The 14,095-nt window shown below is 60.4% G+C and carries 11 protein-coding genes; 10 read left to right on the forward strand and 1 reads right to left on the reverse strand.

Annotated features, from left to right (window positions below; genetic code table 11):
* Position 1 precedes the first annotated feature (1 nt).
* Positions 2-3,196, forward strand: a complete 3,195-nt coding sequence (carB, locus tag B5477_RS03830) for a carbamoyl-phosphate synthase large subunit (RefSeq protein ID WP_079698494.1) — start codon at positions 2-4, stop codon at positions 3,194-3,196.
* A 972-nt stretch (positions 3,197-4,168) separates the two neighbouring features.
* Here the strand turns inward: carB and B5477_RS03840 are convergent.
* Positions 4,169-4,480 carry a helix-turn-helix domain-containing protein gene (locus tag B5477_RS03840; RefSeq protein WP_079698496.1) on the reverse strand — a complete coding sequence of 104 codons (312 nt, stop codon included), beginning with the start codon at positions 4,478-4,480 and terminating at the stop codon, positions 4,169-4,171.
* A gap of 173 nt (positions 4,481-4,653) precedes the next feature.
* Between B5477_RS03840 and B5477_RS03845 the strand changes: the two genes are divergently transcribed.
* From B5477_RS03845 to B5477_RS03885, 9 genes are all read left to right on the forward strand, one after another.
* Positions 4,654-5,154: a hypothetical protein gene (locus tag B5477_RS03845; protein WP_132084759.1), complete on the forward strand. Its 501-nt coding sequence runs from the start codon at positions 4,654-4,656 to the stop codon at positions 5,152-5,154.
* Between the two features lie 192 nt (positions 5,155-5,346).
* On the forward strand, positions 5,347-6,537 hold the full coding sequence (locus B5477_RS03850; protein ID WP_079698499.1) for a phosphoglycerate kinase: 1,191 nt from the start codon (positions 5,347-5,349) through the stop codon (positions 6,535-6,537).
* A gap of 93 nt (positions 6,538-6,630) precedes the next feature.
* Positions 6,631-7,170, forward strand: a complete 540-nt coding sequence (locus B5477_RS03855; protein WP_079698501.1) for a hypothetical protein — start codon at positions 6,631-6,633, stop codon at positions 7,168-7,170.
* Positions 7,171-7,204: 34 nt separating this feature from the next.
* Positions 7,205-7,972: a triose-phosphate isomerase gene (gene tpiA, locus B5477_RS03860; protein WP_079698502.1), complete on the forward strand. Its 768-nt coding sequence runs from the start codon at positions 7,205-7,207 to the stop codon at positions 7,970-7,972.
* Positions 7,973-8,001: 29 nt separating this feature from the next.
* Positions 8,002-9,519 carry a 2,3-bisphosphoglycerate-independent phosphoglycerate mutase gene (gpmI, locus tag B5477_RS03865; protein ID WP_079698503.1) on the forward strand — a complete coding sequence of 506 codons (1,518 nt, stop codon included), beginning with the start codon at positions 8,002-8,004 and terminating at the stop codon, positions 9,517-9,519.
* Positions 9,520-9,763: 244 nt separating this feature from the next.
* Complete coding sequence (locus B5477_RS03870; protein ID WP_079698504.1) at positions 9,764-10,621, forward strand: SAM hydrolase/SAM-dependent halogenase family protein; 858 nt, start codon at positions 9,764-9,766, stop codon at positions 10,619-10,621.
* Between the two features lie 174 nt (positions 10,622-10,795).
* Positions 10,796-11,347 carry an ECF-type riboflavin transporter substrate-binding protein gene (locus B5477_RS03875; RefSeq protein WP_079698506.1) on the forward strand — a complete coding sequence of 184 codons (552 nt, stop codon included), beginning with the start codon at positions 10,796-10,798 and terminating at the stop codon, positions 11,345-11,347.
* 115 nt (positions 11,348-11,462) lie between these two features.
* Entirely contained in the window at positions 11,463-13,169 is a 1,707-nt protein-coding gene (locus tag B5477_RS03880) for an ABC transporter ATP-binding protein (protein ID WP_079698507.1), read from the forward strand.
* Complete coding sequence (locus tag B5477_RS03885; RefSeq protein ID WP_079698508.1) at positions 13,166-13,993, forward strand: energy-coupling factor transporter transmembrane component T family protein; 828 nt, start codon at positions 13,166-13,168, stop codon at positions 13,991-13,993. Before B5477_RS03880 ends, B5477_RS03885 begins: the two co-directional genes overlap by 4 nt.
* Positions 13,994-14,095: the final 102 nt, after the last annotated feature.

Genomic DNA, 14,095 nt, shown 5'->3' on the forward strand with positions numbered 1-14,095 from the left:
TATGCCGCTCAGGGACGATATCAAAAAAGTGCTGGTGATCGGCTCGGGGCCGATCGTGATCGGCCAGGCGGCCGAATTCGACTATGCGGGCACCCAGGCCTGCCGGGCGCTGAAAAGCGAAGGGCTGCAGGTGGTGCTCTGCAACTCCAACCCCGCCACCATCATGACCGACAAGGCGATGGCGGACAAAATCTACATCGAGCCGCTCAACCTCGAGGTGATCAAACGGATCATCGAGATCGAGAAACCGGACAGCGTGCTCTCAAACCTCGGCGGGCAGACCGGGCTGACCCTCTCGATGCAGCTGGCCAAGGAGGGCTTCCTCGCCAAGCACGGGATGAAGCTGCTCGGCTCCAAGCCCGAAACCATCGACAAGGCGGAGGACCGGCAGATCTTCAAGGACACCATGGAAAAGATCGGCCAGCCGTGCATCCCCTCCAAGGTGGTCAACACCGTGGAGGATGCGCTCGCCTTCGCCGAAGAGATCGGCTACCCGGTGATCATCCGCCCGGCGTTCACCATGGGCGGCAGCGGCGGCGGGATCGCCGAAAATGTAGACGAGCTGCACGAAATCGCCCTAAACGGCCTGCGCCTCTCGCCGATCACCCAGGTGCTGGTGGAAAAGTGCATCTCGGGCTGGAAGGAGATCGAGTTCGAGGTCATCCGCGACCGCAAGGGCAACGCGATCACCGTCTGCTCGATGGAGAACATCGACCCGGTCGGGGTGCACACCGGCGACAGCATCGTGGTCGCCCCGGCCCTCTCGCTCTCGCCCAGGGAATTTGGCATGCTGCGCACCGCGGCGCTGGAGATTGTGGAGGAGCTCGATGTGGAGGGCGGGTGCAACTGCCAGTTCGCGCTGCACCCCGATTCGATGGAATACGCGGTCATCGAGGTCAATCCCCGCGTCTCGCGCTCGTCGGCCCTGGCCTCCAAGGCGACCGGCTACCCGATCGCCAAGGTCGCGGCCAAGATCGCCATCGGCTACACCCTCGACGAGATCGTCAACGCCGTGACCGGCACCACCTACGCCTGCTTCGAGCCGGCGATCGACTACGTGGTGCTTAAGTTCCCGAAGTGGCCGTTCGACAAGTTCGTCTACGCCAAGCGCCGCCTGGGCACCCAGATGAAGGCCACCGGCGAGGTGATGAGTATAGGCTCCAGCTTCGAGCAGGCCATCATGAAGGCGGTGCGCTCGATCGAGCTGGGGCTGGATACCCTGAAGCTGAAGAAGCTCCGGGAAAAGAGCGACGACGAGATCGTGCAGCAGCTGCACGAGTGCGACGATGAGCGGATTTTCGTGGTCTATGAGGCGCTGGGACGCGGGATCAGCTTCGACACCATCTTCGACATCACCAAGATCGACCGCCTCTTCTTAGGAAAGCTCAAAAACCTCAGCGACATGGAAAAGGCGCTGCAAAGCGAGCCGCTCACCGACGCGCTCTACCTCGACGCCAAGCGCTTGGGCTTCCTCGACAGCACCATCGAGCGCTTAAGCTCGCAGAAGGTCGCGCATCCGCGCCGCGCCGTCTACAAGATGGTGGACACCTGCGCGGCCGAATTCAAGGCCCAGACCCCTTACTTCTACTCCACCTTCGATGAGCAGAACGAGGCGGCCGAGTTCATCGAAAACCACAAAACCGGGAAAAAGAAAATCCTGGTCTTCGGCTCGGGCCCGATCCGGATCGGGCAGGGGATCGAGTTCGACTACTGCTCGGTGCACTGCGTCTGGGCGCTCAAGGAGCAGGGGTGCGAGGCGGTCATCATCAACAACAACCCCGAGACCGTCTCGACCGACTTCGATACCGCCGACCGGCTCTACTTCGACCCGCTGACCCCCGAGGACGTGGACTCGATCCTCGAGGTCGAGCGCCCGGACGGCGTGGTGGTCCAGTTCGGCGGGCAGACCGCCATCAAGCTGGCCAAGTACCTGGACCAGAAGGGCGTCAACATCATCGGCACCGGATACGACAGCATTGACGCCGCCGAGGACCGCGAGCGGTTCGACGAGCTGCTCGCCGCCTGCGGCATCCCCCGCCCCGCCGGGCACACCGTCTTCACCGAAGGGGAGGCGCTGACCGCTGCGCAGGACCTCGGATACCCGGTGCTCATGCGCCCGTCGTACGTGCTGGGCGGACAGAACATGATCATCGCCCACAACGACAAGGACATCGTCGAGTACATGGCGGTCATCACCGCGCACAACTCGCTGGAAAACCCGGTGCTGATTGACAAATACCTGATGGGCACCGAGGTCGAGGTGGACGCCATCTGCGACGGCAAGGATTTCCTGATCCCCGGGATCATGGAGCACATTGAGCGCGCGGGCGTGCACTCGGGCGACTCGATCTCGGTCTACCCGGCGCAGAACCTCAGCGAAAAAACCCGGCAGACCATCATCGACTACACCGGGAAGCTGGCGCTCGCGCTGAACGTTCGGGGCCTGGTCAACGTGCAGTACGTCGTCTACCAGGACGAGGTCTACGTCATCGAGGTCAACCCCCGCTCGAGCCGCACCGTGCCCTATATCAGCAAGGTGACCGGCGTGCCGATGGTGGACATCGCCACCCGGATCATGCTGGGGCAATCCCTGCTGGAGCAGGGCTACGGCAAGGGGCTTTACAAGGAGGCCGAATACGTCGCGGTCAAGGTGCCGGTCTTCAGCTTTGAGAAGCTGCACGACCTGGACACCCACCTGGGCCCCGAGATGAAGTCCACCGGCGAGGTACTGGGGATCGCCCACTCGCTGGAGGAGGCGCTCTACAAGGGGCTTGCCGCCGCGGGGTACAACATGAAGCGCACCGGCGGGGTACTGATCACGGTGCGGGACACGGACAAGCAGGAGGTCATCCCGATCGCCGCCAAGTTCGACGGCATGGGCTTTGACATCTACGCGACCGAGGGCACGGCGCACGAGCTCAACCGGCACATGGTGGCCGCCTCGGTGGTGCGCAAGATCGAGGAAGGCGAGCCGAACATCATGACCCTGTTCGACGAGGGGAAGATCGACTATGTGATTTCGACCTCGGCGAAGGGGCGCAAGCCCGCGCGCCACTCGGTGCAGATGCGCCGCAAGGCGGTGGAGCGTTCGGTTGCGTGCTTCACCTCGCTGGATACGGCCAACGCGATGGCCAACTCGCTCAAGAAGCGCCATTCGCTGGGCGACATCGAGCTGGTTGACATCTGCTCAATTTAAGAAAAGGGTTCCAAGGGGGCGGCGCCCCTTTGGCAGGTGCGGGCAGGGCCCGCGACCTTAGCCGGGTTTGCTGGCACTCGCCTTGACGGAATCCTTCCTCGGATCAGGAAGGGGAGCAAAAAGCTCCCAGTGGGAGGTTTTTGCGTGGGGAAACCCTATCAAGGGGTTTCCCCATGGCGGTTTTGCCGCCATCTTCTCCCAACGCGGAAGCTCCAAGCTGTCCGCCAGTCGCGGACTGATGACGGGTTTTTCAGGATCAATGCATCCTTGCCCCGGCACCCCGGGGGTGTTGCTTCGGGGCTGTCCGCCCCGCACCCCGACCCCTTTCTTTTGTTTGAAAAGAAAGGGGGAAAGAAAGCAAACAAAGGAGGGGACGCCCCTCCTTGACCACCCCTCGCGCGACCACGCGCGGACTATACATGTCTAGCCCGCCGCGAAATGCGAAGCCCCGCTCCGGGAAACCGGAGCAGGGCTTTTTGCCCGCGCAGGCAACTGATGGCAACAACGATTGTGCCCTTTCCCGCGAAAGGGGTAAGGGCGGCCTCCGGCCGCCAAATTAGTTGTCTACAATTTCTTCTTCCATACTTTCTAATGCGAATTCGCAACACTGTACAACGACTTGACTGAAACTGAGTTTCCGTTTGCCAGCCAGCTCATCTAGCTTGTTAATCAAAGTTTTTGGCATGTAAACAGACTTTGTTTCTGAATCGTCTCCACTTTTTAGCTTGAATGGCACACGGATACCCCCTTTCTAAGTATTATTGTACATTAGAAAGACTAATAATTATATATTTGAAAACAATTGCTTTTCTATTAGAAAAGCAGTATAATATACTTGTGGCAACGCCACACCTCAAATATGGGGCTTACCCCCGCCTTCCCCGAAAGGGGGAGAAAGAGGGGCGGGACCCTTGTCCCGCCCCTCTTCCTTTTCTTCATCCTATGGAGTGTTGCCGGTTGCCCCCGGCGCCGTTACTCCTGCGCCGAAGGGGCGGCTGCCTCTTCCGGCTGCTCGTCTTTCTCGTCGGGCTGCTCGTCTTCCTGCTCGGGCTCGGCGTAGTACATCAGCTCGTGCAGCGGGCATTCCAGGACATAACAAATCCTTGCGAGAATATCAAGATCGGCCCTGCGCAGCGTGGCACCGTGCCAGTAACGATTGATCACATCGTATTTGCTGTCGGTATACCTGCACAATGTGCTTTTGCTGACGTTTAGCTCCGCCATTTTCTCGTCGATCCTCACTAAGATTCTTCCGTGGTCTTGCCCTTGATACATCCTTCTCATGTTGTTTTCCTCCTTTTTTGTTGTCCCAAATGTCGAATATCGTCCGAACCTGACCTGAGCCCCCTTTCTTTAATAAAAGTGGTTTCAGCATAGCACAAGGCTATCCATATTGACATCTACCTTAAAAAGGGGTACCCTATACAGGGGTAAAAATTTCGAGGGAGATGAGAACGGTGCGGCTGAACGAACATGATTACGGGGTGGTCGCCACCCTACAGGAACATCTGCTGGAAGAGCAGGCGGCGTCCATGCGGCAGACCAAACTTCCGCTGGAGCTGGCTTATTTGCAGTCGCGCCTTGCCGCGCGCTTGCAGAGCGACCCGAGCGAGATGACCCGCTATATGGGGCTGCTCGAACAGGAGCAGCAGCTATACGACCCCGGGCGCGCCTTCCGCTATGGGCGGCTGTGCGCCTGGTCGCAGCTTCCGCAGAAGGAGGGCTTCCTGCACTATCTGCGCTATGAGCATCTGCGTCCACAGGCAATCTATCTTTACGAGCAGCTCCAGGAGAGCTACGAGCGGCTGCGCCACGGGCTGGGCTGGGAGAGCGGCGAGCTGCGGGAGTTCACCGAAATGTACCGGGAGCTCAACGGGACGGTACACCGGGAGATCGAGGCGTTTTACAAGCTCGGCTACCAGGCCGGGCGGCCGGCGACAAGGCCGGCAAAGGAATAGGGGATTATGAAGGGCTTCTCCGGGGGAGGGGCTTTCTTTTTTTCTCCGTTTCGGCGGGTGGGAAAAATGTGTAAAAAGTTTGTGACCATCCCGGTTTCCCCTTGCAAAATACAGCCGATTGTTTTACAATAGGTTTGATTGTAGTATGTTTAACAAGTGGCGTTTCAATAGAAAAGAAAGGGTGTTTTGAAAATGACTTCATTGAACAAAAAATCCGTGGAAGACCTGCCGGTATCGGGCAAGCGCGTACTGGTGCGCTGTGATTTCAACGTCCCGCTCAAGGACGGCGTGATCACCAACGACAAGCGCATTGTGGCCGCCCTGCCGACCATCAAATATCTGATCGACAAGGGGGCCCGGGTGATCCTGTGCTCCCACCTCGGCCGCCCGAAGGAGGGCTTCGAGCCCGAGTTTTCCCTGGCTCCGGTCGCCAAGAGGCTCAGCGAGCTGCTGGGCAAGGAGGTCGCCATGTCGAAGGACGTCATCGGCGAGGACGCCAAGGCGAAGGCTACGGCTTTAAAGGACGGCGACGTGATGCTGCTGGAGAACGTGCGGTATCATAAGGAAGAGAAGAAGAACGACCCGGCGTTCGCCAAGGAGCTCGCCTCCTTGGCCGAACTCTATGTCAACGACGCGTTCGGCGCGGCGCACCGCGCCCACGCCTCCACCGCCGGCGTGGCCGATTACCTGCCCGCCGCCTGCGGCTATCTGATCCAGAAGGAGATCAACTTCATGGGCGGCGCGCTCGAGGACCCGAAGCGCCCGCTGGTCGCCATCCTGGGCGGCGCGAAGGTGTCCGACAAGATCGGCGTGATCGAGAACCTTATTAATAAGGTAGACACCCTGATTGTCGGCGGCGGCATGGCCTACACCTTCTTCAAGGCGCAGGGGCACACCATCGGCACCTCGATCTGTGAGGACGACAAGGTGGAGCTGGCCCGCGAGATGATGAAGAAGGCCGAAGAGAAGGGCGTCAAGTTCCTGTTGCCGGTGGACAACATGGTCGGCAACGAGTTCAAGGAGGACTGCGAGCGCAAGCTGGTCGAGTCCGACGACATCCCGGACGGCTGGATGGGGATGGACATCGGCCCGAAGTCGATCGCCCTCTTCTGCGAGGCGATCAAGGGCGCCGGCACCGTGATCTGGAACGGGCCGATGGGCGTGTTCGAGTTTAAACCCTTTGCCGAGGGTACCCTGGAGATCGCCAAGGCGGTCGCGGACAGCGGCGCCATCTCGATCATCGGCGGCGGCGACTCGGTCGCGGCGGTGACCAAGCTGGGCTTCGCGGATAAGATGTCCCACATCTCGACCGGCGGCGGCGCGTCCCTCGAGTTCCTCGAGGGCAAAGAGCTCCCCGGAATCGCCTGCCTGAACGATAAGTAATGATTTGAAAGCGAAAGACGTGGGGGAAACGCCACGTCTTTCGCAATATAGCCTTCTCCCGCCCGTCGGGCTGGTGAGGAGCGGGAGGAAACGATGCACTTTTTTTACCCCTTTTATTACGACTACCACGTCACTTGGGAGCTGCTGGGCGCGCTGGCCTCGTTGGCCGGGGTGGCGCTCTATGTGCTGCGCGCGCTGGGGCTGTACCGGATGTCGAAGAACACCGGGCTGGGCCGCGCGTGGTTTGCCTGGGTCCCCTTCCTGCACGAGTACCAGTGCGCCAGGATGGGGGACCGCGCGCGCAAGGCGCAGGGCAAGACCGAGTTTTTATGCAGCCTTACCATCGCGGTGGGGGTCATCGCGGTGGCGGGCTTCGTGCTGCGCCCGATCTTCTGGCACATCTTTTTGGTGGGCTGGATTTTCAGGCTCGCCTATTCGCTGGTGGGGCTTTGCTGGCTGGTGGCAAGCGTGCTGGCCGACTACTGGCTCTACACCGATTTTGAGCCGTCGATGGCGGCGCTCTACACCATCCTGTCGGTGCTGCGCCTGGACGGGATCGCCAAGTTCCTGATTCGCGGCAACGTGCCGGTCGGGGTGGCGGGCGTGTGTATCCCCAAGCAGCCGAAATATTAAATATAAGATAAGAAGACAAAGGAGTTAAAACGCTATGGAGAAGTCCCTTCGCAAGGCGGTCATCGCCGGAAACTGGAAAATGAACAAGAACCGCGCCGAGGCGAAAGCCCTCATCGAGGAAATCAAGCCCCTGGTCAAGGACGCCGGCTGCGGCGTGATCGTCTGCGTGCCCTACACCAACCTGGAGACCGCGCTCGAGCTCTGCAAGGGCTCGAACGTCGGCGTCGGGGCGGAAAACTGCCACTGGGCCAAGTCGGGCGCCTTCACCGGCGAGATCTCGGCCGACATGCTCGCTGAGATGGGTGTGGAGTACGTCATCATCGGCCACAGCGAGCGCCGCCAGTACTTCGGCGAGACCGACGTGACCGTCAATCAGCGGGTGCGCGCCGCGCTGGATGCGGGCCTTCGGGTCATCCTCTGCGTGGGCGAGCTGCTCGAGCAGCGCGAGCAGGGGATCACCGAGGAGATCTGCGCCATGCAGACCAAGGTGGCGCTCCAGGGGGTGAGCGAGGCCGAGCTCGAAAGGATCATCATCGCCTATGAGCCGGTCTGGGCGATCGGCACCGGCAAAACCGCGACCGCCGACCAGGCCGAGGAGGTCTGCGCATTTATCCGCTCGGTGGTGGAGAAACTTTATAATAAGAAGGCGGCCGACGCGCTCACCATCCAGTACGGCGGCTCGATGAACGCGGCCAACGCCGACGAGCTGCTCTCGAAGAAGAATGTCGACGGCGGGCTGATCGGCGGCGCCTCCTTAAAGGCGCCCGATTTCGCGGCGATCGTCAAGGCGGCCTCCAAGTAAAATTCGCTGAGAAAGGCAAGGTTCATACTATGAAAAAACCTGTTGCACTCATCATCATGGATGGGTACGGCTATAATCCCGACAGCTACGGCAACGCGATTGCCGCGGCCAACACCCCCACCATGGACAAGCTGATGGCCTCCTGTCCGCACACCCTGATCGGCGCGTCCGGGATGGACGTGGGCCTTCCCGATGGGCAGATGGGCAACTCCGAGGTCGGGCATACCAACATCGGCGCCGGGCGGATCGTCTACCAGGAGCTGACCAGGATCACCAAGGCGATCAGCGAGGGGACCTTCTTCGAGAACGAGGCGCTCTGCGGCGCGATGGACAACTGCAAGCAGAACGGGGGCGCTTTGCACCTGATGGGCCTGCTCTCGGACGGCGGGGTGCACAGCCACAACAAGCACCTCTACGGGCTGCTCGAGATGGCCAAGAAAAAGGGCCTCGATAAGGTCTATGTGCACTGTTTCCTCGACGGGCGGGACGTTCCCCCCTCCTCAGGCGCAGACTATGTCAAGGAGCTCCACGACAAGATGGAGGAGCTCGGCGTCGGCAGGATCGCCAGCGTGATGGGCCGCTACTACGCCATGGACCGCGATAACCGCTGGGAGCGGGTGCAGAAGGCCTATGATGCGATGGTGCTGGGTCAGGGCGGCCATGCCGCCTGCCCGTATGAGGCGGTCAAGAAGTCCTATGAAGAGGGCGTGACCGACGAGTTCGTGATCCCCTTCGTGGTGGAGGGGATGGAGCCGATCAAAAACGGCGACTCGGTGGTGTTCTTTAATTTCCGCCCCGACCGTGCGCGCGAGATCACCCGCACCTTCGTCGATCCGGACTTCGACGGATTTGCGCGGCGTGACGGCGCGCTGGACCTCTATTTTGTCTGCATGACCCAGTACGACGCGACCATGCCGAACGTGCACGTCGCCTTTAAGCCCCAGTCGCTCAAGAACACCTTCGGCGAATACATCTCCCAGAAGGGCCTCCATCAGCTGCGCATCGCCGAGACCGAGAAGTACGCCCACGTCACCTTCTTCTTCAATGGCGGCGTCGAGGCGACCTATCCCGGAGAGGACCGCGCGCTGATCGCCTCCCCGAAGGTGGCCACCTACGACCTCAAGCCCGAGATGAGCGCCTATGAGGTGACCGACGAGCTGCTCCGCCGGATTGCCAGCGACAAGTACGACGTCATCGTTCTCAACTTCGCCAACTGCGACATGGTCGGGCATACCGGCGTGTTCGAGGCGGCCGAGAAGGCGGTCGAGGCGGTGGACGAGTGCCTGGGCAAGGTGGTGGACGCCATCCTCGCAAAGGGCGGCGCCGCGCTGATCACGGCCGACCACGGCAACGCCGACAAGATGTACGAGCCGGACGGTTCCCCCTTCACCGCGCACACCACCAACCAGGTTCCGCTGGTGGTGGCGGGGTACCCGTGCAAGCTGCGCGAGGGGGGAAGGCTTGCCGACCTCGCGCCCACCATGCTGAAAATCCTCGGACTGCCGCAGCCGGCCGAGATGGACGGCAAGTCGATCATCCTGGATTGACGGGGCTTTAAAAAGCACAAAACCCGCAGAGCTTCTGCGGGTTTTTTCTTTTCAGGATCGAAATTGGCAGAAAACTCAGGTGGAATGCTTGGATATGGCGCGGGGGTTTGATATAATAAAGATAGACGGACTGGTTGGTCCGCTTCGGTTGACAAGCCTGATCCGAAAAGACTATAATAAACCTATAGTCTCAAGCGAAACTTGAGACATAAAGCCGTCGGCTTTTGGGAAAGGAGAGCATAACATGGGACATCCCCTGTTGTTTCAAACCGATTTCGGCCTCGCGGACGGGGCGGTCAGCGCCATGTACGGCGTCGCCTATTCGGTGAGCGAGGATCTCAAGATAAGCAACCTTACCCATGAGATTACCCCCTATGACATCTGGGAGGCCAGCTACCGCCTGATCCAGACGGTGCAGTACTGGCCCGCCGGGACGGTCTTCGTCTCGGTGGTGGACCCCGGCGTGGGCTCGACGCGGCGCTCGATCGTGGTCGAGACCAGCAGCGGGCAGTATGTGGTCTCCCCGGACAACGGCACCCTGACCCATGTCAAGCGCATGTGCGGGGTCGTCGCCGCGCGGGTGATCGACGAGAGCGTCAACCGCCTGCCGAATTCCGGCGAGAGCTATACCTTCCACGGGCGGGATATCTACGCCTATACCGGCGCGCGGCTGGCTTCCGGGGTGATCACCTTTGAGCAGGTCGGGCCCGAGGTGCCCGTCGACAGTGTGGTCGAGCTGCCGGTCGTCGAGGCCAGGCGGGAGGGCGACCTGGTCGCCGGCACCATCGACGTGTTGGACGTGCGCTTCGGCAGCCTGTGGACCAACATCCCGCGCGAGATGTTCCTTGCGCTGGGGCTCGGGCACGGCAGCCGGGTCGAGGTGACCATCACCAACGACACGCGGCATATCTATAAGAATATCCTGGTTTACGCCAAGTCCTTCGCGGACGTCTACGTCGGCGAGCCGCTGGTTTACGTCAACAGCCTGGACAATATCGCGGTGGCCATCAACCAGGGGTCGTTTGCCAAGGCCTACAACATCGGGACCGGGAACTCCTGGAAGATCCAGATTCGTAAAGCGCCGAAAATTATTTACGAATAATAACTGATTGTGCGGTTCGGCGCTTTGAGCGCACGAAAATTATTTACGAATAATAACTGATTGTGCGGTTCGGCGCTTTGAGCGCACGAAAATCATATACGAATAACCACAGAGGTGGAAGACGGGACATCCCCGTTTGACATAACGCTTTTAACAGTTTGGGAGGGAAACAACATGAACAAGAAATTTTCCATCAAGACGGTCGTCGCCATCGGCATCGGCGCGGCGGTGTTCGTGGTCCTGGGCCGTTTCGCGGCGATTCCGACCCCGATTCCGAACACCACCATCAACACCCAGTACGCCTTCCTGGCGGTGATGGCCATGCTCTTCGGCCCGCTTGCCGGGGCGCTCATCGCCTTCATCGGCCACCTGCTGATCGACCTGACCGCCTACGGCTCGCCCTGGATGAGCTGGATCTTCGCCTCCGGCGTGGCCGGCCTGCTGATGGGCCTGTTTATGAAGAAGATCGACGTTTCTAACGGCGAGTTCGGCAAGAAGGAGATCATCACCTTCAACGTGGCGCAGGTCATTGCGCACGCCGTCGCCTGGATCCTGGTCGCCCCGGCGCTGGACGTGGTGATCTATGCCGAGGTGGCCAGCAAGGTCTTCACTCAGGGCATCGTCGCCTTCATCGCCAACGTGATCACCACCGGTGTGATCGGCACCATCCTGGCGGTCGCCTATGCCAAGACCCGCACCAAGAAGGGCAGCCTGGATAAGGAATAAGCGCACAAAGCGTTACGGCGGATGGAGGGACTGGAAAGCCCCTCCATCGCCATGTGTGGAAGGATTAGAGAACGGCCCCGGGCGCTCGCCTGGCCGGAAAGGCTGGTAACACAGGATGAAGCAACCGCTTATTGAATTTCGGGACTTCACATTTCAATACAACGCCCAGAAGAAGCCCACCCTTTATAACATTGACCTGACCATCCACGAGGGGGAGAAGGTGCTGATCGTCGGGCCGTCCGGCTCGGGAAAGAGCACCCTGGCGCACTGTATCAACGGGTTGATCCCCTTCGCGTGGGAAGGCAGCCATACCGGCAGCCTCAAGGTGATGGGGAAGGAGGCGAGCGAAGAGAGCATCTTTTCCCTCTCCAAGATGGTGGGCACCGTGCTGCAGGACCCGGACGGGCAGTTTATCGGCCTGACCGTCGGGGAGGACATCGCCTTCGCGCTGGAAAACGACAGCGTGGACCAGGATGTGATGAAGGAACGGGTGGAGAAGGTCGCCTCGCTCGTGGATATTGAGAGCCATCTGCACGCAGCGCCCCACGAGCTCAGCGGCGGGCAGAAGCAGCGGGTATCTCTGGCGGGCGTGATGGTGGACGACGTCAGGATCCTGCTCTTCGACGAGCCGCTGGCCAACCTCGACCCGGCCACCGGCAAGCAGGCCATCGAGCTGATCGACGACATCCAAAGGGAGCTAGGCTCCACCGTGTTGATCATCGAGCACCGGCTGGAGGACGCGCTCTGGCGGCATGTGGACCGGATCGTGCTGGTCTACGACGGGCGCATTGTCGCGGACACCACCCCGAACGAGCTGCTCGCCTCTGGGCAGCTGCGCGAGTGCGGGATCCGTGAACCGCTCTACCTGACCGCGCTGCGCTACGCCGGGTGCGAGATCACCCCGGACATGCTGCCGGAGAGTATCAATACCATCCGGCTGGAGGGGTGCCGTGAGAGGCTGGGCGAGTGGTACCGCAGTGTGCCGGTGCACGTCAGCGCGCCCGACACCCCGCCGGTGCTGGAGGTGAAAAACGTCAGCTTCGCCTACGCCAGCGGCGGCGAGGTTCTGCACGACGTCTCCTTCACGGTGCACGAGGGGGAGATGCTCAGCATCGTGGGCAAGAACGGTGCGGGAAAATCCACCATGAGCAAGCTGATCTGCGGGTTTGAAAAGAATACCAGCGGCACCATCCTCTTCGAGGGGAGGGACATCGCCGCCGACACCATCAAGGAGCGCGCGCGGATCATCGGGATGGTGATGCAAAATCCCAACCAGATGATCTCCAAGACGATGATCTACGAGGAACTGGCGCTGGGGCTGCAGGTGCGCGGCATGCCGCCCGAGGAAATTGAGCGGCGCGTCGAGCATGCCCTCAAAATTTGCGGGCTTTATCCCTTCCGCAAGTGGCCGATTTCGGCGCTCAGCTTCGGGCAGAAGAAGCGGGTGACCATCGCCACCATCCTGGCGCTCGACCCGAAGGTGATCTTCCTCGACGAACCGACCGCCGGGCAGGATTTTAAGCACTACACCGAGATCATGGAATTTTTGCGCGAGCTCAACCGCGCGGGGGTCACCGTCATCATGATCACCCACGACATGCACCTCATGCTGGAATACACCAACCGCTCGATCGTCTTTTGCGACGGGCGGGTCGTCGCGGACGACACCCCGGCGAACATCCTGTGTAACCGGGAGATCATCGAGCGGGCGAACCTCAAGGAGACCTCGCTTTACGAGCTGTGCCGGCGCTCGCTGGATGTGGAGCCGAACGGCTTTGTGCAGCGCTTTATTGACTACGATCGGCAGGTGAGAGGGATATGAAGGTACTGCTCGGCTATATCGACCGCCCGTCGGTGGTCCATCAGCTGACCGGCGCGACCAAGCTGTTGGGGGTCATGCTCTGGTCGGTGGCGGCCATGACCACCTACGACACCCGGGTGCTTGTCTGCCTGATCGCGATGAGCCTCGTGATTTTCGCAGTTTCCAAGATCAAGGTGTCGGATATCTCCTTTGTGCTGACCTTCATTTTGATCTTCCTGCTGCTCAATAACCTCGCCATCTTCCTCTTTTCACCCGAGGAGGGGGTGCGCATCTATGGCACGCGGCACGAGCTGTTTCACATCGTGGGGAGATATAACGTGACCCAGGAGCAGCTGTTTTATATGCTGAACATCAGCATGAAGTACTTTGCCGTCATCCCGATGGCGCTGCTCTTCGTGGTGACCACCAATCCCAGCGAGTTCGCCGCATCCCTAAACCGGATCGGGGTGAGCTATAAGATCTCTTATGCGGTGGCGATCGCCCTGCGGTACATCCCGGATATCCAGCGGGATTACCACAACATTGCGCTCGCCCAGCAGGCGCGCGGGATCGACATCTCCCGCAAGGAAAAGTTCTGGAAGCGGGTGAAAAACGCCGCGGCCATCGTGCTGCCGCTGATCATGCAGAGCCTCTCGAGGATCGAGGTGATCTCGAACGCCATGGAGCTGCGGGGTTTCGGCAAGGGGAAGGGGCGCACCTGGTACTCGGCGCGGCCCTTTGTACGCCGGGATTATATCGCCATTGCTTTTGTGAGCGTGGTGATGGTGCTCTCACTTGTCGTCACCTTCCATGATGGGAGCCGGTTTTATAACCCGTTCCTCTAGAGCCACCCCTGCAAGGAGTATTGAAAGGAGCGCAAAAGTCATTCACCGTTCCTCGGGAGGCCGCTTTTCTCAGAAAAGCGGCCTCCCGCTGATTAGAGCAAA

This window comes from Provencibacterium massiliense, from assembly GCF_900169495.1.
Classification (GTDB): domain Bacteria; phylum Bacillota; class Clostridia; order Oscillospirales; family Ruminococcaceae; genus Harryflintia; species Harryflintia acetispora.